17 protein-coding genes and 2 riboswitches are annotated in these 20774 nt (G+C 49.3%); of the genes, 12 read left to right on the top strand and 5 right to left on the bottom strand.

Annotation, left to right across the window (positions count from 1 at the left end):
• The first annotated feature begins 27 nt into the window (after positions 1-27).
• A complete protein-coding gene (locus ACQY69_RS11160) occupies positions 28-549 on the top strand; it encodes a hypothetical protein (RefSeq protein WP_428260593.1) in 522 nt (173 codons plus the stop codon).
• A gap of 499 nt (positions 550-1048) precedes the next feature.
• Here the strand turns inward: ACQY69_RS11160 and ACQY69_RS11165 are convergent, their stop codons facing one another.
• Complete coding sequence (locus ACQY69_RS11165; protein WP_428260594.1) at positions 1049-2368, bottom strand: replication-associated recombination protein A; 1320 nt, start codon at positions 2366-2368, stop codon at positions 1049-1051.
• 175 nt (positions 2369-2543) lie between these two features.
• Positions 2544-2706, top strand: a riboswitch (guanidine-I (ykkC/yxkD leader).
• A gap of 73 nt (positions 2707-2779) precedes the next feature.
• On the opposite strand from ACQY69_RS11165, the gene ACQY69_RS11170 reads away from it, so the two are divergent.
• The 7 genes from ACQY69_RS11170 (at position 2780) to ACQY69_RS11200 (ending at position 11412) form a co-directional block, all read left to right on the top strand.
• Complete coding sequence (locus tag ACQY69_RS11170; protein WP_428260595.1) at positions 2780-3217, top strand: DMT family transporter; 438 nt, start codon at positions 2780-2782, stop codon at positions 3215-3217.
• The gene (locus ACQY69_RS11175; protein WP_428260596.1) at positions 3214-3528 is read left to right on the top strand and encodes a DMT family transporter; all 315 of its coding nucleotides are present in this window, start codon (positions 3214-3216) and stop codon (positions 3526-3528) included. Before ACQY69_RS11170 ends, ACQY69_RS11175 begins: the two co-directional genes overlap by 4 nt.
• A 147-nt stretch (positions 3529-3675) precedes the next feature.
• Positions 3676-3851: riboswitch (cobalamin riboswitch) on the top strand.
• Between the two features lie 351 nt (positions 3852-4202).
• A complete protein-coding gene (locus ACQY69_RS11180; protein ID WP_428260597.1) occupies positions 4203-4859 on the top strand; it encodes a DUF4430 domain-containing protein in 657 nt (218 codons plus the stop codon).
• A 13-nt stretch (positions 4860-4872) separates the two neighbouring features.
• Positions 4873-5760, top strand: a complete 888-nt coding sequence (locus tag ACQY69_RS11185) for an energy-coupling factor transporter transmembrane component T (protein ID WP_428260598.1) — start codon at positions 4873-4875, stop codon at positions 5758-5760.
• A complete protein-coding gene (locus tag ACQY69_RS11190; protein ID WP_428260599.1) occupies positions 5733-8285 on the top strand; it encodes an ATP-binding cassette domain-containing protein in 2553 nt (850 codons plus the stop codon). The genes ACQY69_RS11185 and ACQY69_RS11190 overlap by 28 nt, the downstream gene beginning before the upstream one ends.
• Before the next feature lie 177 nt (positions 8286-8462).
• Positions 8463-10484 (top strand): prenyltransferase/squalene oxidase repeat-containing protein, encoded by a 2022-nt coding sequence (locus tag ACQY69_RS11195; RefSeq protein ID WP_428260600.1) that lies wholly within the window; start codon positions 8463-8465, stop codon positions 10482-10484.
• A 130-nt stretch (positions 10485-10614) separates the two neighbouring features.
• The gene (locus tag ACQY69_RS11200) at positions 10615-11412 is read left to right on the top strand and encodes a hypothetical protein (RefSeq protein WP_428260601.1); all 798 of its coding nucleotides are present in this window, start codon (positions 10615-10617) and stop codon (positions 11410-11412) included.
• 450 nt (positions 11413-11862) lie between these two features.
• Here the strand turns inward: ACQY69_RS11200 and ACQY69_RS11205 are convergent, their stop codons facing one another.
• Positions 11863-12816 carry a helix-turn-helix domain-containing protein gene (locus ACQY69_RS11205; RefSeq protein WP_428260602.1) on the bottom strand — a complete coding sequence of 318 codons (954 nt, stop codon included), beginning with the start codon at positions 12814-12816 and terminating at the stop codon, positions 11863-11865.
• Between the two features lie 258 nt (positions 12817-13074).
• On the opposite strand from ACQY69_RS11205, the gene ACQY69_RS11210 reads away from it, so the two are divergent.
• From ACQY69_RS11210 to ACQY69_RS11225, 4 genes are all read left to right on the top strand, one after another.
• On the top strand, positions 13075-15015 hold the full coding sequence (locus tag ACQY69_RS11210) for an elongation factor G (RefSeq protein WP_428260603.1): 1941 nt from the start codon (positions 13075-13077) through the stop codon (positions 15013-15015).
• Between the two features lie 227 nt (positions 15016-15242).
• On the top strand, positions 15243-16736 hold the full coding sequence (gene radA / locus ACQY69_RS11215) for a DNA repair protein RadA (protein ID WP_428260604.1): 1494 nt from the start codon (positions 15243-15245) through the stop codon (positions 16734-16736).
• Between the two features lie 31 nt (positions 16737-16767).
• Positions 16768-16938, top strand: a complete 171-nt coding sequence (locus ACQY69_RS11220) for a hypothetical protein (protein WP_428260605.1) — start codon at positions 16768-16770, stop codon at positions 16936-16938.
• A complete protein-coding gene (locus tag ACQY69_RS11225) occupies positions 16935-18311 on the top strand; it encodes an aldehyde dehydrogenase family protein (protein WP_428260606.1) in 1377 nt (458 codons plus the stop codon). Before ACQY69_RS11220 ends, ACQY69_RS11225 begins: the two co-directional genes overlap by 4 nt.
• A gap of 122 nt (positions 18312-18433) precedes the next feature.
• On the opposite strand, the gene ACQY69_RS11230 is transcribed toward ACQY69_RS11225, so the two are convergent.
• From ACQY69_RS11230 to ACQY69_RS11240, 3 genes are all read right to left on the bottom strand, one after another.
• The gene (locus ACQY69_RS11230; RefSeq protein ID WP_428260607.1) at positions 18434-18568 is read right to left on the bottom strand and encodes a hypothetical protein; all 135 of its coding nucleotides are present in this window, start codon (positions 18566-18568) and stop codon (positions 18434-18436) included.
• A 59-nt stretch (positions 18569-18627) separates the two neighbouring features.
• The gene (locus ACQY69_RS11235) at positions 18628-20190 is read right to left on the bottom strand and encodes an APC family permease (RefSeq protein WP_428260608.1); all 1563 of its coding nucleotides are present in this window, start codon (positions 20188-20190) and stop codon (positions 18628-18630) included.
• A gap of 96 nt (positions 20191-20286) precedes the next feature.
• On the bottom strand, positions 20287-20667 hold the full coding sequence (locus ACQY69_RS11240; RefSeq protein WP_428260609.1) for a hypothetical protein: 381 nt from the start codon (positions 20665-20667) through the stop codon (positions 20287-20289).
• Positions 20668-20774 lie beyond the last annotated feature (107 nt).

Here is a 20774-nt window from a genome sequence, read left to right on the forward strand (position 1 = left end):
TTAAGCAGGAGACAGGAGAAGATAGAAGTGGATGCAAGATTTGTGATCATGATGATGATGGGAGTCCTGCTGATGGGATGGGTGGTATTCTGTGGGATACAGTTTATTCGCCACAGCAGGAACCTGGTAGCGGGAGCGAGCTTTACCGGGCATGTGAAATGTGAAAAATGTGGGACGGAATACGAGGTCAGCGCCGCTGAGTTCACGGAAAGTTATGCGAGCAAATCGCGTACCGTGACAAAAACGAAGCTGAGAGGCGCGGCGCTGGTAAATCGGCCGGAGTACAGATACTTTGCGAAAAAGTTTTATTGCCCGAGCTGTCGACGGAAGCGATATGCCCAGGTCCTCAACATCAACGAGATACAGGACGTGATGCTGAAACCTTCACTGAAAGCGGGCGCTCGCTGGCTTATCATCATGTGTGTGGGTGGGATCATCATCTTGGCTGTAGCCAGCATACCGATGCATTTTGCTGAGAAGGCAGCGCAGCAGCAGGTGGAAGAGCTGAAGCAGCAGCGGTATGAAGAATTCGTGGAACGGTACATGTGAAATACGCATCCTGTGAATCTTAAGTAAAATGCGGGGTTCTCCCCGCATTTCTGTTTTTTTGTGAACAAGTAGAGCACAGTTGCAAAATAAACGGTTATCATAGGGAAAGAAACGTAAATATCCAAAAATTACCACAAACCCTTATACTCTTTCGATCGATACCGGCCATTTCTCGTATAAGGAGAAGCCGGATTTTCGGCGATTTTTATACTTGATTTGGTCGCAATAGACAAAAACAGTACAGAAATCATCGCCTTTTGCCTGGATGAACAGCAGATTCTTACACGGAAAATGGACGAAAAAGCTAAATCCCGTATAAATTACCGGGTATTCGGACAGTGATCGGGATGATGAACGGGGCAGCGGTTTGAGAAGATGTCTCTCCTGTGATGAATGCGAAAGGGCTGCTCTGCAGTCGATCGATTGGTCGGTTTTGGATCAGCTCTTTTCGTATAAGGGCCTCCGCATTGGAGGCAGGGTTCCGTTCCATTATTCACTGTCACTTGCTGTGCTTTTTCTTCCAGGCTTTGATCTGCTGAAGTCTCTCCTTGAAACGTGCCTCCACTCCCTGATCTGTCGGACGGTAATATTGACGGTCCAGCAGAGAATCGGGCAGGCACTGCATGTTGGTCAGCTTTTCTTCGGTATCGTGGGCGTACTGATAACCGTCTCCGTAGCCCAGATCTTTCATCAGCCTGGTAGGAGCGTTGCATATCACTGCGGGAACAGGTTCCGCCAGCTGATCCAGAGCGTCTTTTCTTGCCCGGTTATAGGCGGTGTAGAGGGCATTTGATTTAGGCGCCAGCGACATGTATACTACGGCTTCCGTCAGATGGACCGTGCATTCGGGCATACCGATAAAGTGGCAGGCCTGATATGCGGATACGGCTATTTCCAGCGCCCTGGGATCGGCAAGACCGATATCTTCGCTGGCGAAACGGGTGACACGGCGGGCCACGTACAGCGGGTCTTCTCCGGCCTCCAGCATCCTGGCCAGCCAGTAAATGGCTGCGTCCGGATCAGAATTTCTCATGGATTTGTGGAGGGCTGAGATGAGGTTGTAATGCTCCTCTCCGTTTTTATCGTAGAGGAGGGATTTTCTTGATGTACATTGTTCCAGCGTTTCCATTGTCACGGTCACATTGTCGCCGTCAGTTTCTCCGTTGAGCACTGCCATTTCCAGTGTGGAGAGAGCTGTACGGGCATCGCCGTCAGCGAAGACAGCGATGGCCTCCAGCGCGTTTTCAGGCATTTCCACGTGAAGATCACCAAAGCCGCGCCTATCCGTAAGAGCACGCTCCATCAGCTGTATAAGATCTTCCGTGGTGAGCCTCTGGAGGACGAAGACCTTGCAGCGGGATAGCAGCGCCCCGTTGACTTCGAAGGATGGATTCTCCGTGGTTGCGCCGATAAGGATTATACTGCCTTTTTCCACGAAAGGCAGGAAGGCGTCCTGTTGTGCCTTGTTGAAGCGATGTATCTCATCTACGAACACGATAGTCCGTCCTCCGAAACGACGATTTTCCTCGGCTTGCTTCATCACCTCTCGGATTTCTCTGATACCGCTGGTGACGGCGGAAAAATCGATGAATTCAGCTTTGGTGCACCTGGCTATGACCCGTGCTAAGGTGGTTTTTCCAACTCCCGGCGGGCCCCAGAATATCATGGAGGAGATGTGGTCGCTTTCGACGAGGCGCCGCAGGACTTTTCCTTTCCCGAGAAGATGTTCCTGGCCGACTATCTCATCCAGATCCTGAGGACGCATCCTGGCAGCCAGAGGAGCCGCGTCGTCACGTTCGAAAAATGTCATCTGTTCCATAAAATCCCTCCTGAAACCTATGTTCGCTCGTTAATGAAATTATACTACGGTAACGGTGAAAATCAAGGCGTGTCTTCAGGCAGTCGTGCAGGTTCGTCCGGTGCAAGTTCGCCCAATGGCAATTTCTCCTTGCCTGAGGTATGGCGGTATGATAGAATAGCGTGGAAAGTAAATATGAAGCGTCTTCTAGGGTTCCGGTGCGTTGCTGCGCATGCTGGTCCGAGAGAAGACGGCCCACTGGAGAAGGATATCTGTTTGCCGCCGGTAGAGGCGGAAGCAGAGTTTTGGATCCCGGAGACTTCCAGAGGGTGACACGGAGGGATAAAAGCCCGGGAGAAGTGATATCGTAATGCTTTTCCCGGGCTTTATGGTGCCAGATGGTTCGGGAGGAAACGAAGAGGAGGAGATAAGATGAAGAGAGAAAGAAGGATAGCCTGGATATGTCTGATCATCGCCGGATTGATAGAGATAGTCTGGGCGTATTTCATGAAGCAGTCCCATGGATTCACCAGGCTGTTACCGACGCTTATAACGGCTGTATTCCTGCTGCTGAGCTTTTTCCTGCTGGAGAGAGGAATAAGGGCCTTCGGGATAGGTATGTCCTATGCGGTCTTCACCGGGATAGGGATAGCGGGGACTACCGTGCTGGGGATAGCGTTGCTGGGCGAGAGTGTCAGCGTCGCCAAGATAATTTCACTGCTGGTTCTGATAACAGGTATCATCGGGCTGAAGTTCTGCGAAGGGGAAAGTGAAGAAGGGAATGACGGGAAATCAGGCGATGCCGCGGCCGATGGAGGCAAAGGGGCAGAGACGGATGTGCTCGACGGAAAGGAGTGTGATGCCCGATGATGTGGATAGTACTGGTGTGCGCGTCTTTCTGCGAACTGGGATTCACCGTGTGTATGAAGCTGTCAGATGGCTTCAAGAATAAGAAATTTACAGTATTGACGGTGCTGATAACGGCTCTGGGTATATTCCTGTTGTCTACAGCGACAAAGACTCTTCCATTGGGGATAGCCTATGCCGTATGGACAGGTCTGGGCACGGTATTCACCGTATTGTTCGGGATATTCGTATTCAAGGAAAGCCGTGACAGAAAAAAGATATTTTTCATGTGTCTGGTAGTGGCTGGCGTCATAGGGCTGAGGCTGTGTACGTGATCGTTCTTTTTGAGGTATAGGTAAAATCATGAATACCTGTCATAGCAAAACCGAATGAGGCAAAAATCATCGCTTCCATTGTAAAACCCGACAGCAGCGGATATAATGTGGACAGGAAAAACAGAATAGACAGGGAGAGGACATATCGGAAGCCGGTGAAAATCCGGCACTGTGTCTCAGCAACCGTGATACCTGCGAAAGGACAGCGGAGAGTCGGTAAAGACCGATACGGGATCCGCAGCCACTGAGGGTCGAAGGCGACTTTTGGGAAGGCGTCCCGGTAGGAAGCGCACACATGCGCTGCAAGGGTCAAGTCGGTAGACCTGTTCTCTTCCATTGACGAGTCTTCTGAGGCGGGACTGGGACTGATGTGTGGGAGCCGGGAACGGCGGTATATTTTAGTTACGGAAAAGCGCTTGGAAACAGGCGCTTTTTGATATGGATGATAATGTCGGAAAGTGAGCGGTGTGTTGCCATAGTTTGATGAGGTGTGAATATCGGAGCAGGCTCTGCGTATAGATTATATCAAAAATATATCCTAATTAAGATATAATAATATCCTTATATACTCAAAATAGCATCCTGACAGTGCAATATCAAAGGATATAATTAGTGGAGATGACGGATGGCGGGAAGTCTCATGGAGCAGCATCCAGAGAAAAGAGGAACGGAAAATGGAGAAAAAAGGCAGGAGAGATTTAGTAACGGTAGTGACCATCGTCGTGATGACGATGGCCCTCACCTTTGCGCTCATATCGTGCGGTGGAGATGGAGGAGAGAGGACCGCAGGCAGCATAAAGGGTGAAACGGTGCTGGAGACCAACGAAAACGGGGAAACAGTGATCGTTGCTACAGATGAAGACGGGGAGACTGTGATCTATGAGACCGATAAAAGCGGGAAGATAAAGGAGAGCCAGAAGGGGAAGACTTCGGCCAAAGCTGCCGGAGAGACGAAAAAGTCCGCAGATTCGGAAAAGACGAAGCAGACGACAAAGACAGCGGCGAATACGTCGAAAGCGACGACTGCCGCAACCACCGCGGCGACCACTCAGTCTCAGGTATGCTATATAAGCATCGACGGATATTGCAGCGGAAAAGCTATCAGTATACAAGGCGGGGATACGGCTTACAGCATCCTAACAAGGTCAGGGGCCAGTGTATCGGGATCAGGGTCATACGTTCGGGGGATCAACGGGAGATTCGAGTTTGACGAGGGTCCTCAGAGCGGATGGAAATATTCGGTAAATGGATACACTCCTAATGTGGGGGCCGGAAGTTACAGTGTCAAAGCGGGAGACAGCATCAGCTGGTATTATGTGACCAGTTACTGACAGAGGTGAGATCATGAAAAATGTGTTTTCTTCATATCATCCTGTGGTGAATCTGCTCTTCTTTTGCATGGTCATAGGGTTCGGGATATTCATCATCCACCCCGTGTATTTGTGTGTGGCTCTGGCGGCAGCGTTGGCCTACGGGGTGAGCCTCATGGGAAAAAGCATGGTGAAACTTTTCGTTTTAGGGATGATCCCGGTCATACTGGTGGTAACGGTGGTCAATATGCTGACCAACCCACGGGGAAATACGGTCATATATCATATGGAGTACAGTCAGATAACGATGGAAGCAATGGTGTTCGGTACCCTTACAGGCGTGTTGTTGGCAGCGGTGATGATGTGGTTCGCATGCTTCAGCAAAGTGATGACCGGAGATAAGCTGATGTTCCTCTTCGGAAGGGTCTTGCCGGCTGCGTCTCTGATATTTTCCATGGTCATGAGATTCCTGCCAAATTACAGACGACAGATAGGGCGGATCTCAGGAGCACAGAAGGGAATGGGAGTATCGGTCTCTGACGGCTCTCTGAAAAGCAGGATACGTCACGGGGCGAAAATAGTATCGATAATGTTCACGTGGGCTCTGGAAAATTCCATAGAAACAGCGGATTCCATGCGGGCCAGAGGATATGGGCTCAAGGGGAGGTCTTCTTTTTCGATATATAGGTTTGACAGGAGAGACGCGGCGACAACGGTATACATCCTCATATCAGCGGGGGTGATAGCGGCGGCCCTGGCATCCGGAAAGTGCAGGATGGAATTCTATCCTGATGTGGTGATGGCGGAACCTGATATTTTGGGTATCGCCGCTGGCGTGGTATATGCGCTGTTGTGTTTCATGCCTGTGATGATGCAGGCGAAGGAGGTGATCCTGTGGAAGTATTTGAAATCAAAAATATGACATTTACATATGCGGGAGCATCGCGGCCTGCCATCAAGGATATCAGCCTCAGAATAGAGCCCGGTGAGATGATGACTGTCTGTGGTAAGAGCGGATCGGGAAAGAGCACACTTTTGAGGCATATGAAACCTGCGCTGGCACCTGTTGGAGAAATCAGCGGATCTCTGACCTTTTGCGGAAGGAATATAAGAGAATTGTCCCATGAAGAACAGGCATCGCGTATCGGCTATGTGCTGCAAAATCCGGATAATCAGATAGTAACGGACAAGGTATGGCATGAGCTGGCTTTTGGACTGGAGAGTTTAGGGGAGGATACTGCCACCATCAGGCTGAGGGTGGCGGAAATGGCCAGCTATTTCGGGATCCAGGCATGGTTCCATAAGGATGTGGCGGAGCTTTCGGGGGGCCAGAAACAGCTTCTGAATCTGGCTTCGGTGATGGTGATGCAACCTGATGTGTTGATATTGGATGAACCTACATCACAGCTGGATCCGATAGCTGCGGAAGAATTTCTCGATACTGTGAGAAAGATAAACAGAGAATTGGGGACAACAGTTCTTCTTGCGGAGCACAGGCTGGAACAAGTGGTCACTATGTCCGACAGGGTCGTGGTGCTGGACGATGGGAGAATAATCGCGGATGATGCTCCCGCCAATGTAGGGGCTATCCTGGCGGTAAAAGGCCATCCGATGTTTATGGCGATGCCGACACCGATGCAGGCATATGGGCATTTGTACCAATGTGGTATCGGAAGAGAACAGGCGTGTCCGACCGATGTGAGGGAGGGGCGGAATTGGCTGACAGCTTTGATGAAAGGAAAAAGAATCACGGAAGTATCTTTGCCGGATGTGGAACCACAGGAGAATGGGTCGCCTGTCATCGAGATGAAAGATATCTGGTTCCGTTATAGCCGGGATGAAAATGATGTGTTAAGAGATTTTTCTCTTTCGATAAACAGAGGCGAACTGCTGTGTATGGTAGGAGGGAACGGAGCAGGCAAGACTACGGCGCTCAATATCATGGGCGGGATAAGAAAGCATTATAGAGGAGCGGTGAAAATCTCCGGGAAAACAGGTATACTTCCGCAGAATCCTCAGACTGTGTTTGTGGAAAAGACTTTGTCACGCGATCTGATGGAAGTGCTTGAAGACCATCCGCTTTCCGGCAGTGAAAGGGAAAAGAAGGTCAGGGAAATGACTGAGCTGTTGGAAATAGATGGGCTGTTGGATATGCATCCATATGATCTTTCGGGCGGTGAGCAACAGAGAGCGGCTCTGGCGAAGGTCCTGCTGCTTGAACCGGATATTTTGCTTCTTGATGAACCGACCAAGGGATTGGATCCGGACTTTAAGGAAAAACTGGCGGGTATATTGACAAGACTTATCGAAGGTGGGATGACGATAGTGATGGCATCTCACGACATCGAATTTTGCTGCCGTCACGCTGACAGATGCGCCATGGTATTCGATGGAAAAGTGATATCGTGCGGCGCGCCGAGGAGATTTTTTTCAGGAAACAGCTTTTATACAACGGCAGCCAACAGGATGTCGCGCCATATATTTGAAAACGCAGTGAATGTAGAGGATCTGATCCGGCTGGTGAAAAACAATCTGGGAGAAGGTCCGAAAGTGACCTTGAAAGAGAATGGCAACTTCGGAGAAAAAGTTGAGAATATGTCGAGCAACGGTGGCTCTGGCATTGTGATGAAGGATCCCAAGGCAAAGTATATGCAAGGGGATCTGCCTGGTGGAAAGATTTCTGACAGCAGGCGATCCTCCAATGAAAAAAGGGAGAGCAAGGCGGATGAGCGACGGACCATAAGCCTATTGACGATAGATGTGGTGATGATGGCATTGGCACTGGGAACAGTGTTTGCAGGTATATATATATTCGATAATCAAAGATATTTCATCGTCTCCATGTTGCTGGTGATATATGCGATGGTGCCGTTCTTTGCCAGATTCGAGCGCAGCTCACCAAAGGCGAGAGAAATCGTCATCCTGGCGGTGATGATATCAGTGGCGGTGGCCGGACGGGCAGCCTTTTTCATGGTACCGAATTTTAAGCCGACCGTAGCCATTATCATAATAGCAGGTGTGGCGCTGGGAAGGCAGGCCGGATTCCTGACAGGAGCGATGTCAGCATTTGTATCCAATTTCCTGTTTGGCCAGGGTCCGTGGACCACCTGGCAGATGCTGGCCATGGCTGTGATAGGTTATCTGGCCGGAGCTGTATTTTACAGATATGGAGACAGGATGAAGGTGGTAGTGCTGGCTGTATTCGGAGGAGCAGCGACGTTTTTCATATATGGGGCCATAACGGACATGTGGACTATACTGATGATGACATCCCAGCCTTCATTGGCGACGGCGATGGTGGTATATGGGGCTGCCGTTCCATTCAACGCGGTCCATGCAGCAGCTACGGTGATTTTCCTTCTGCTGCTGGCAAAGCCTATGGTGGAAAAGCTAAACAGGGTCAAGGTGAAATACGGAATGGGGCGGGCGGATGATATCCGTCGATAGATCCGATATCGGATGACGGCGTATTTTGTTGTATATCTGCTGCCTGGCAGTTTGGCCGACTGTCGCCGGCAGAAGGAGAAGCAGACAGGAGCAGTGGGGAAGCAGTCGCGAATGATTCCTCCCGGGTCTGTATAAACGCAAATATTATCAGAATGATCAGAAAATAAGGAGGAGAGAATGAAGAAGTTGTGGAAGCGTTGTGCCGCGGTAGTGACAGCGCTGGTGATGACGGCAGGAGCCATGGGATTTTCAGGTCTTGCCGGAGCAGAGCAGGTGAGTGCGGCAGAAGACAGCGTGACGGTTTACATATCGTCCCAGGAGGATGGGGCATTCCTGCACCCTTATGGGGCTTATGAGGTGAAAGCGGATCTGGCGGAGAGCTATGGCTATGAAGATGATGTGACAGATGGAGTTTCCGCACTGGATGTGCTGGTAAGAGCTCACGAGCTGATATTCGGTGGGGAAAATGTGAAGGATCATTTGATGGTAAAAGGTGGCTCTGTGAGCAAGTTTTTTACAGGAGGGACTTCTGATTTTGGATTTGCAGTGGATGGAGAATATCCGAATGACGGCATATTAAATGATGGATGGTATACCGGCTATAACGTGAGTCAGGCGAAAGTAATTGATGGTCAAAAAATAGAGTTTTTTAAATATGCAGAGGAGTATTTTTACGGAGATTATTATGCCTGGTTTAAAAGCGATGGCCAAAAGGTGAATAGTATTACAGTCTCGGCGGGGGAAACAGTAACTTTCGGTATTGAAGGATGTATGTATATGTACATGGCAGTTGAATCACCGAGGATAGAGGATATAAGCGAAGCGCAGCTTGCGTGGATTGAGCCAGATGGTGAGTTGACTGATATAGAGAGCGCAATAACTGATGAGACAGGTAATGTAGCTATTAGGATTCCATCAGATGTAGAAAAAGGAGAACGCTTATTGTTGACCGCGTATATCCCGGAAGAAATTTTGGGTATAGATGTCACTTTTCCGATATTCATGCCGATTCTAACGATTGATATTGGAGAAAATGGAGATGGAGATATAGTAATACCACCAGAAAATCCTGATAAAGATGAAATCGAAATTCCAGAGACTCCAATTATTAATAAGGAAAAGATAGAGGAAGCGACGGCCGCAGTTTTGGACAATGCGCTGAAGGAAGCTCAGGAACCGGCATTTGAAGACGAGTGGCAGGTGTTGGCGCTGGCTAGAGCAGGAGCAGAGGTACCTGAGGGATATTACCGGCAGTATTACGATGATATAGCGAAAACGCTGGAAAAATACGACGGAAAGCTGAGGGAAGGCGGTGATTTGCCGACAGATTACGCGAAGGTCATTTTGGCTCTGACTGCAACAGGCAGGGATGTGACCGATGTGGGCGGATACGACTTGACGGAAATAATGAAAGAAACTTACGAAAAGAAAGGCGGAACGGCAAATCAGGTATCCTTTGCCTTGATAGCTCTCAATGCAGCCAGTGGAAATAAAAACGTAAGGATGGAAGCGTTCGAGGAGACGCTCATCGATAAACTTCTTTCGATGCAGAATGAAGACGGCGGCTTTAGTGTGGCAGGCAGCAGTGAGAGAGACGTGTCTATCGGTTCAGACGTGGACGTGACGGCCATGGCGGTACAGGCGTTGACACCGTATCGTGAAACGGAAAAAGTCAAGACAGCGGTAGATAACGCAGTGACATTTCTTACAGGAGCCCAGAAAGAAGACGGAGGTTATCCGCTGGTAGAGAGCGCTGCCCAATCCATTATCGCGCTGACTGCCCTCGATATGGACCCGGCAACAGCGACTGAAGATAAGAGTGACAGCATTCTCGACAGTATGATGACTCTGTACCTTGGAGACGGGACGTTCCAATACGGGTCTGTCGAAGGTGCCAATGATATTTCCACGGAACAAGGGACCTGCGCTCTGGTGGCATATCAGAGATATCTGGACGGCGATACGGCCTTCTACGACATGAGCGATGTGGAGATACAGTATGTGGATACAGGTGCGGGAAGCCAGGGAGACAGTTCCGTACAGAACGATAAAACGGAACAGCAGGAAAATGGTACTGTCAATGCTGTCGGCACTCAGACGGGAGACACATTCCCGGTGGAATTACTGGCCGCTGTTCTGGTCCTTGCGGCCTTGGCGGCAGGTACATTGATCATAGTGAAAAAGAAGTCTGTGAGATGACATAGAAACAGGAGCAGAGAAACGGAGCGGTCGGGATGGCCGCTCTATTTTATTAGGGAAAATGCTCAAAGTGCATTGATATATGATTTCCAATATGGTAAAATATGTAAAAAAGGGGGGGCGCTAAACGATGGAGTTTCAACAGACAGGGAAAGAGCTGATGGAGCAGTTGCAAGGGTTCAATGGTCGCGTGGAGGCAGAGCTGAAAACGCTGCGGGACGAATACAGAATGTGTCCGAGAGGCGAACTTTATATCAGGAAAAAAAGAGGCCGCGAGTATTTCTATGAAAAATGCAGAGAGGGAGAGAGATCCGTAAGCGGCAACAGGGAAAAGGTATCGAAGCTGGTACGGAAAAGAGTGTTGGAGCACGAGATCCGTTGCAGGGAGATCGTCGCCGAAAATCTGGAAACGGCGATCAGGAGCATCAGGATCGCCATGGTGCGGGAAGAAAGGACAAATAATGCTCTGACGATGAAGCGGATATATTCCTCCGGAAAAGTATCGATGCCGGATTTGGACAGAGCTGCTGCGGAATGGAGGAACGAAAATTACGCGGTGAATCCATATAAGCCGGAAAATCGTATCTATATGACCAACTGCGGTACCATGGTAAGGTCGAAATCCGAAAAAATCATTGCGGACAAGCTGTGGGAGAGGCAGGTGAATTTCAGGTACGAGGCGCAGATACTCATCGATGGCCGGGTCTTTTATCCTGATTTTACGATAAGGGTGAAATCAGGGGAAACAGTCATATGGGAGCATTTTGGCCTTATGGATGACGCAGAGTACAGACAGGATTCGTTGACAAAACTTGAAATGTACAGGAAAGCTGGATTCAAGCAGCATACAAACCTGATATGTACCGATGAAGACGACATCATGTCTTTGGAATGTATCGATAACATCATTAAAAGATATGCGTTGTAAAAGGTTAGCACCTTTTTTGAGGAAAGGTGCCGGATTTTTTGCTTTGGGCTGAGATCCGGCAGCTGGGACATGACTGTGTGCCGGATTTTTGATATGGAAAAGAAATTTGGCACATGGAACAGGGAGAAAACTGTTTTTACGAGAGCTTCAGCCAGACGGAAGGGAAATACTTTCGATTACTTGCCGGATCATTGTTGTATTATAATAATCCGGCAAGCTCGTTGCCGAATTATGAGTAATAGTGCAAAAGACGGCAATAACTTGTGTTAGGCATGCCGGATTTTCATGTTGAGAAAAGAATCCGGCACAGAGTCGTGTTGGGCGTGCCGAATTTGCGACGATTTATGAAAACCCGGCAAGAACCTCTGCTTTGGCAAGCTTCCGCTCCGGTGAGCTTCTGTTCCGGCAAGCTTCCGCTCAGGTGAGTTTCCGCTCCGGCGAGCCTTTGCCTCAATACTCATCCAAATGCATGTCCAACAGCACTTTGGCGAAGTCGTAGTCGAAGGTCCTGTGCTTTATAGTGGCTGTCGGTTTCAGATCTTCACGTATCGCATCGCGGTAGCCGGAAGGCGTTTTATCGTACCATTTTTTGAATTGAACGGCCATGTGGTTCCTGTTGGCAAAGCCCGTCTCGGCAGCGATCTGATCCACGGTCTTGTTGGCGGCGGAGAGGAGGTGAGCCGCGTTTTCGCAGCGGGTGAGGGATATCAGTTGGGAGAAGGACAGACCCAAAGTATCCTTTATGTATCTTGAAAGGTGAGCCGGGCTGAGGAATTCCATCTCCGCCAGCCCTGTCAGGGACAGTTTTTCGCTGTAGTGGCGGCGGACGTAGTCGACTACTCTGTACATGCGATCATAGTTTTTATATATGTGGCCGGTATTCTGGAGCCTTACGATATGGACTTTTTTCTTCTCATCTTCTCGGTATACATACTGGACAAACTGGGAAAGCAGGAGCTCCAGCAGTTCCCTGGCGTGCTGTTCAAGCCTTATTGCAGAGCCGTTTTCTGTATAGAGCTGATATGTCCTGGCAAGCATGAAGCGCAAGTATTTGATGTCCATGCTGTATAAGTCTCTGTCCGAATATGTATCGCATATAAAGCTGATATCTTCCAGACCTTTGAAGTGATATTTGTAGTGGTTCAGATCTATCTGGACCGTCAATATTATGCTTTCAGGGTCAGAAGACGTTATCCTGTGAGGGATGCCGGAATTAAACATGTGGACGTCGCCGTAGGATAAGGTGTAAGTGGCCGCCGAATCACATATTTCCACAGTGCCATTGAGGACGCAGATGATTTCCAGCGAGTTTTCATGGATGTGGAAAGGATAGTATTCTATGCTTTCCAGGCGAGCCTTTATCCGGGCTTCTGATTTATAACCGATCTGTTCTGTGTATTGCATGGTTTTGATAGCTGCCTTTCATCATTTATACATTCGAAAGATATCATAATAATATCCGATGGTCAACCAAACGGGAAAATTTGCCGGGAAAAAGAGGATGTGGGGAGCTGGCTCTATATGGGGCGCCAGCTCAGTCTGGCATCTGGCTCGCGCCGGATTTTAAAATTCAGAAAATTGGAATTTAATCTTGTTGTAATGGCTTCTTTACAATGTTATAATAAAGCCATCTTTACAAAATAATTAGGGAGGTCTTATTTGATGAAGGGCTATAAGAGCGAAAACATAAGAAACATTGCACTTGTAGGACACGGCGGATGTGGAAAGACCACGTTCCTTGAAGCTGCGTTGCTGGCAACAGGCGTTATAAGCAGACTCGGCAAGGTCGAGGACGGAAATACCGTTTCCGATCACGATAAGATGGAGATCGAAAAGGGATATTCCATCAGCACTTCCATAGTACCGGTGGAGTATAAGAATGTTAAGATAAACTTTATCGATACACCGGGATTTTTCGATTTTGTCGGTGAAGTGAATTCAGCGCTGAGAGCTGTTGAAGCGGCAGCTATCGTCGTGGATGCTTCGGCAGGGATACAGGTAGGTACGGAGAAGGCCTGGAATTCATGCAAGGAGTTTGGTGTTCCTAAGTTCTTTCTGATAAATAAGACGGATAAGGAAAATGTCGATGTAGATAAGACGATAGATGAGCTCAAGAGCAAATTCGGTACGTCGGTAGTCACTCTCGATGACAAGGACGCGTTGACGGAGGCTATCGCTGAGACAGACGAGGAGCTGATGGAAAAATTCTTCTCCGGTGAGGAATTCACCGATGAGGAATTCAACGGCGGCCTTTCGAAGGGTATCGGAGCCGGAGATATCGTACCTGTGCTGAATTGTTCTTCAATAACAGGAGATGGAGTGGAAGATGTACTTGGCAAGTTCATCGATCTGGTACCTAAAGCTAAAGATCATGAGGATTACGATGCCAAGAATGATGCCGATGAGGATATAAAGGTAAAGGTAGATCCTGCCGGAAAGCCTGCGGCTTTCGTGTTCAAAACTATCGCCGACCCGTTCCTTGGAAAGATATCATTGGCAAAAGTGATATCGGGAACGTTGAAAGCCGGGCAGGAAATATACAATTCAAGGGCTGAGAAGGCTGAAAAGCTGGGAGCTATGTTCTTCATGAGAGGAAAGAACCAGGAAGACGCTCCTGTAGTTGAGGCCGGTGATATCGTCGCTATCGCCAAGCTGCAGTTCACGAAGACAGGAGATACACTCTGTGAGAAGGCGAATATCATCAAATTCCCTCCGGTCAAGTTCCCGGCTCCCGCACTTTATATAGCCATCGAGCCGGCCGATAAAGGCGATGATGAGAAGATGGGAACAGGACTCCATAAGCTGATGGAGGAAGATCCGTCTTTCGTTCTGGAGAGAAATGTGGAGACACATCAGTCGCTTCTGGGTGGACAAGGAGAGATGCAGCTCAATATCATAACGGCCAAGCTTAAGGATAAGTTCGGCGTGGATGTGGTGACTGTCCCTCAGAAGATAGCATACAGAGAGACCATCAAAGGTAATTCCGATGTTCAGGGCAAACACAAGAAACAGTCGGGAGGCGCAGGACAGTACGGAGATGTTCACATCAGGTTCTCGCCGGCTCAGGAGGAGTTTGAATTCTCCGAAGAGCTGTTTGGCGGATCCATACCTAAGAACTACGTTCCGGCAGTCGAGAAGGGACTGAGAGAGTCTATGGAAAAGGGGCCGCTTGCCGGATGCAAGGTAGTGAATATAAAGGCCGTTCTCTACGACGGCTCCTACCACGACGTGGATTCCAACGAAATGGCCTTCAAGATCGCGGCGTCGCTGGCCTTCAAGAAGGGTATATCGGAAGCCAATCCATGCTTGCTCGAACCTGTGATGAAACTGGAGATCACCGTTCCTGACGAGTACATGGGCGACGTTATGGGCGACATGAACAAGAGGAGAGGCAAGATACTCGGAATGGAGCCTGTGGCCGGAGGCGGACAGAAGCTGATGGCGGAAGCGCCGCAGGCAGAGCTGTTCGACTACGCTATCGTCCTCAGGTCCATGACGCAGGCAAGAGGAAGCTTCACGATGGAATTTGAGAGATATGAGGAAGTTCCAGCTCAGATAGCGCAGAAGATCATCGCTGAGCATCAGGCGGAGCAGGAAAAATAAAGGCGTGGTGAGTGAAAGCTCAAAGTGAAAATCGAAAGCCGGATTAAACGCAGAGATCACGGGGCTGTCTCAAGGAGGCAGCCTCTTTTATTTTGCGTATCCGATGATGCACAGGATCCGGATCGCAGGGGAAGGTGGGAGAAAGCCTGTGATATTCGCCGAAAGTCTCTTGAAAAGAGGTGGATTTGAATATAAGATAGAAATAAATATACAAAGGGGAAGGATATATGGCTAAGAAAAGCAAGACGGTGTTCGTGTGTCAGGAGTGCGGTTATGAAAGTCCTAAGTGGATGGGACAGTGTATATGCGGCGCGTGGAACACCATGGTTGAAGAAAAAGTGATAGACCTGGACGTGGAAGATAAACGGCGAAGGACATCCGGCAGACGTGGGAGCGGGACATCAGGTGCGGCGGGAGCTGAGAGGCCGGGAAGAAAAACGGACGGCGATTTTGGCACGGGAGCTGCGGGTTTGAGTGTCGGGAAGCCAGTGAAGCTGAATCAGGTATCATCCGGTGAAAAGGGAAGGATAGACACGGGGATAGGTGAGCTCAACAGGGTATTGGGTGGAGGACTTGTGCCGGGCTCTCTGACGTTGATATCGGGGGAACCGGGAATAGGCAAATCAACCATAATAATACAGGCGGCCGCTCATATAGCTGCAAAAAAAGGAACTGTCCTGTATGTTTCGGGCGAGGAGTCGGAGGAGCAGATAAAGATGCGGGCTGATCGTGTGTGTGGCCAACTGCCCGATGATCTGTTCATCCTGGCGGAGACCAATATAGAGAGCGTCAGCGAAGTATGCGTGAAGCTGGAGCCTGAGTTCCTTATCATAGATTCTATCCAGACCATGTTCAGTGTGGAGCTGGAATCGGCGCCGGGAAGCGTGTCTCAGGTCCGGGCTTGCGGGAATGAGCTGATGAGGATAGGCAAAGTCTATAATATCCCTGTTTTCATCGTTGCCCATGTCACTAAAAGTGGTGAGCTGGCAGGGCCGAGGATAGTGGAGCACATGGTAGACTGCGTCCTCAGCTTTACAGGTGACAGGAGTCACGAGATGAGGATATTAAGAGCCCAGAAGAACAGGTTCGGAACCACCAGCGAGATAGGCGCTTTCGAGATGGCAGAGGAAGGTCTCATCGAGATAGAGAATCTTTCGGGAGTGTTATTGGAAGAAATGGAAAAGGAAAGCGAAGGTTCGGTAGTAACAGCCGTCTATGAGGGGACAAGACCGCTCATCCTGGAAGTACAGGCCCTGGTGTCTCCTACAAACATCGGATTCGCCAGGCGTACGACTATTGGTGTGGAAAACTCACGCCTCAATATGATACTGGCAGTACTGGAGAAGAAGATGGGGCTGGCTCTCATCAACCAGGATGTGTATGTAAACATCGTTGGAGGGATAAGACCGGAGGGGACCTATACTGACTTGGCGGTGGCATTGGCTGTTTATTCATCGTACAAAGGAAAAGTCCTTGGCAGCAGGACTGTTGCTGTTGGTGAGATAGGTCTGACGGGAGATCTGAGAGCCGTGCAGAACGGAGAGAAAATATTGAAGGAAGCATCCAGGCTTGGTTTCGACAGAGTGGTGCTCCCTGTGAAAAATGCCGAGAGACTGAAAAAGGCCGCGGCGGAGATAAACGCCAGAAGACAGGCGGATGGGACAGCGGCGATACAGTTGATAGGGATAAAGAATATCGCGGAAATACAGCGTTTGTTCTGACTTGACAAAAACTGAGGAAAATGACAAAAAGATGACACCGCTCAAAGCCTTTGAAAAAGCCGTTAACGGGAGAGCAGCCCGGAAAAAAACGGTGATGACAGACAGCTTGACAGCTTGCACTGGCGTATTGACATGTTCAGATGGCTGTGATAGTTTTGATTACAAATGCAGGAGCGGATACGTGGAGGTGGTGAAGAGATGAACGAGAATGAAATGAGCAAGGCTTATATAGCAGATTATATAAGGAGAGCAAGGGAGGCTCAGGCGGAGTTCGAAAAGATGAGCCAGGAACAGGTGGATCTGGCGGTGAAGACTATAGGAAAGGTGGTATGCGATAACGCTGAGTATCTGGCGGAGATAGCTGTCGCCGAGACCAATATGGGTAATGTCCCTGATAAGATCGCAAAGAACAGGCAGAAGGCAAAGATAGTCTGGCATTCTCTGAAGGGGAAGAGATCCAGAGGTATCCTGGACACCGATGAGGAGACAGGGATAACCAGAGTAGCGAAGCCTGTGGGTGTGGTGGCGGCTGTGACTCCATGTACCAATCCGATAGTGACACCTATGAGCAACGCCATGTTTGCTCTCAAGTGCGGCAATGCCATAATCATCACGCCACATCACAGCTCTGTGAAGTGCAGTACGGAAACGGTAGAGATGGTAAACAGGGAGTTGGATAAGCTGGGATATCCGAAGTATCTGATACAGATACTTGACGAACACTCACGGGAGCACACGAAGAACCTGATGGCGATGGCCGATGTGGTAGTGGCAACAGGTGGCGCAGGGATCGTAGGGGCTGCTTACAGTTCAGGAAGACCGGCTTTAGGCGTGGGTGCCGGAAACGTCCAGTGTATCATCGATGAAGGCTATGACGCTAAGGTGGCGGTGCCTAAGATAATAGCGGGGAGGACCTTCGATAACGGCATCATATGCTCGGGAGAACAGTCGGTGATATTCCATGAGAAGGATTACGACGACGTCATGGCGGCCTTCGAGGCAGGCGGAGCATATATCATAAAGGACAGGAGACAGCTGGAAGCTGTGAGGAATGCCTTGTTCCAGGATGGGAAGCCTAATCGTCATTCGGTGGGACAGTCATGTGAAAATGTGGCGAAACTGGCGGGGCTGAAAATCCCGGACGATACGAAGATCATCGTAGTAGAAGCTGAAGGTACAGGACTCACTGATCCTCTGGGAGGAGAGAAGATGGCTCCGGTACTGGCCGCATACAAGTATTCGACATTGGCGGAAGGCGTCGATATAGCGAGGGAGAACCTTGAAAAGGATGGCAAGGGACATAGCGTAGCGTTCCATTCCGATTCGGAGGAGCATATAGAATACGTGGCGAAAGAGTTATGTGTGTCCCGGTTCGTGATAAACCAGACGTCAGCCAACAGCGCGGGAGGAAGCTTCTACAATGGACTGGCACCGACCAATACACTGGGCTGCGGTTCATGGGGACACAACAGCATTTCCGAGAACCTGACGTATACCCATCTGATGAACATTTCCAGAATAGCCCGCTACATGCCGGATAATCACGTACCTTCTGACGAGGAGCTGTGGGGATAAGTGAGGATATATCTAAAGAGATTGTTTTGATCAGATGGCATACGATTAAATTCTTGTTATAAAAAGGAGGCTGTCGCATCGTATATAAATACGGTGCGACAGCCTCCTTTTTATAATCCAGCTTAAAAAACCATCTCAAAGAATTCCTTGAACGTTATCGGTTCTTGAAACGCTTCCTGCATCACGTAAGCGGCGACGCCTGCGGTCGACAGGATGATCAGAAATATGAATAATATGGTTCCTATAATCTTTCTCATTTGATGATCCTCATTGGTGAAGAAGCCGTCGCGACGACGGCTTCTTTGAAGTATTTGACCTAGTTAACTACCCATGTGATTACGAACAGCAGTACTGCGGCAGCAGCGAAGCAGTAGGAGCCGATTCTCCATCTCTTGTACTGTCTGTCCAGCTTGGCCTTTTCTTCCGGAGTAGGATCTGCTGTGGCGAGGGCGAGAGCCTCCGCATCGATAGCTTCCTGAGGAATAGGTCTCTTGCGGACGAATATGATGTAGTAAAGGATGGCTATAACGTCCCATATGATGTTGTACCAGATGGCAACAGGGTCGTAGGCCAGTATCAGCAGCAGTGCGAAGCATACGATACTGAACCAGGCTCCGAATGTTCCCGCAGGGCATCTCCATGGTCTCTTGAGATCCGGTTCCTTCTTACGCAAAGCCAGGAAGGACCAGAAACCGATGATGTAGCTCTGGATCTGGTTGTATGAACACATCAGCGCTACGATCTTGATGGATCCTGACAGGATGAAGAATATGCCGAGGACTCCGCAGAGTACGACAGCTCTGTGAGGGCTGTTGTACTTAGGATGTACTTTGCCGAAATATTTAGGGAAGTTCCCGTCTTCGGCCATGATGTATATATATCTGGCAGGGCCGGCGATACATGGATTCATGGTCGAGAAGTCGCCTCCCAGGGTAATACCCAGACAAAGGATTACCAGCGGCAGTCCTACGATGCCGGCATACTGCATGGCATCGGCGTAAGGAGCGGCCGATTCAGCCAGCGCAGGAAGATCCTCCGCAGGAGTCAGTGCGCACAGGAACCACTGGAACAACAGGTTTACAGCCAGTACGCAGAACGGCGAGATCAACAGAGCTCTAGGCAGCGTCAGCTGTGGGAATTTTACTTCGGATCCCATACCTACGATAGTTTCATATCCGAAGAAGCACCAGAGTACCAGAAGTACAGCCTGAGCAAATGCGTTTATTTCCGGAGGTATTCCGACTCCGGCTACCATTTCGGTAACGCTGGAGAAATCCGCCTTGGCGATCACCGTAGCGAACCATACCAGAGAGCATGCCCAGAAGAAGAACATGAAGAAGTTCTGTGTCTTACCGTTCATCTCGATTCCTCTGTAAGAAATGTATGTAAAGAGGATGAACAGACAGATGGCCGGGATAGCCCTCCACCAGAACACAGCAGGATCAACTTCTCCCTGGAAGAAATCTATCAGCGAATAGTTGTCGTTGCTGACCGGAACGTTCAGTCCGAGAGCGTTCAGCAGTCGGCAGAAGTAGTTGGAAAACGCCATCGATTCCGACGCGCCGATACCTATCTGAGCCAGCGTATAGTTCCAGCTTTCGAAGATAGCCACAGGATAGTTGATGGCTCTCTTGGCGAAGGAATAGGTACCGCCTGCCAACGGCAGCGCGGCGCTCATTTCACCGTACATAGCGCACGGGAACAGAATAAGTACAAATGAAATAAGGGATGCGATGATTACCGTACCGCCCATGATCCCGACGATGTTGGAACCGACGGTGAACAGTCCTACACCGATTACAGCACCGGCCGTAATGGTGACGCATTCCGCAAGACCCAACGTTCTGTTTAACGTTTGGGGTTTGGAATTACCTTCCATAAGAATACCTCCTTAATATAAATAGTAAAAAGTAATGAATATATAAATAAATTTTTTATATTTCATTCGATGTTCAAGTATATATCCGATATGTATTCACCGATTGTCAGCATCGGTGTCGGCAGCATCCTCGCTGTCAGGCAGAGGTGTCGGCCGGGCTTTTTCGGCAGCGGCCTTCATCTTACGGTGTTTGTAATAAGGGAACAGGAATACCAGTGTCGCTATGTTGAACGTCAGCCACATCCTGAGACAAAGCGGAACCAATTCACCTGCCTGTCCGGACTCTACCACCAGTAACGGCCTTACTGCCAGCAACGTAGCCGCGACAAAGCAGATGGCCGGGATGATGAGCCCTGTATATGGATTAGTGCGACTGCAGAGGGAATTCTGCAGACTTATGACCAGGTACATCACGACCAGCGCTGACGGCACTATTATTATCATTCTGTCGGGATCCATACCCTGCAGTATTTCCATGATAACGCTCCCTTCACTCAACTTCTATATTTTACACCTGCGCATTTGACGATACTAGGAAAAAACAGAAGTTGACCGAAATAATATCAAGTGATATCATAAAAAAG

The sequence above is a fragment of the Gallibacter sp. Marseille-QA0791 genome (assembly GCF_965119705.1).
Classification (GTDB): Bacteria; Bacillota; Clostridia; order Peptostreptococcales; family Anaerovoracaceae; genus Lentihominibacter; species Lentihominibacter excrementipullorum.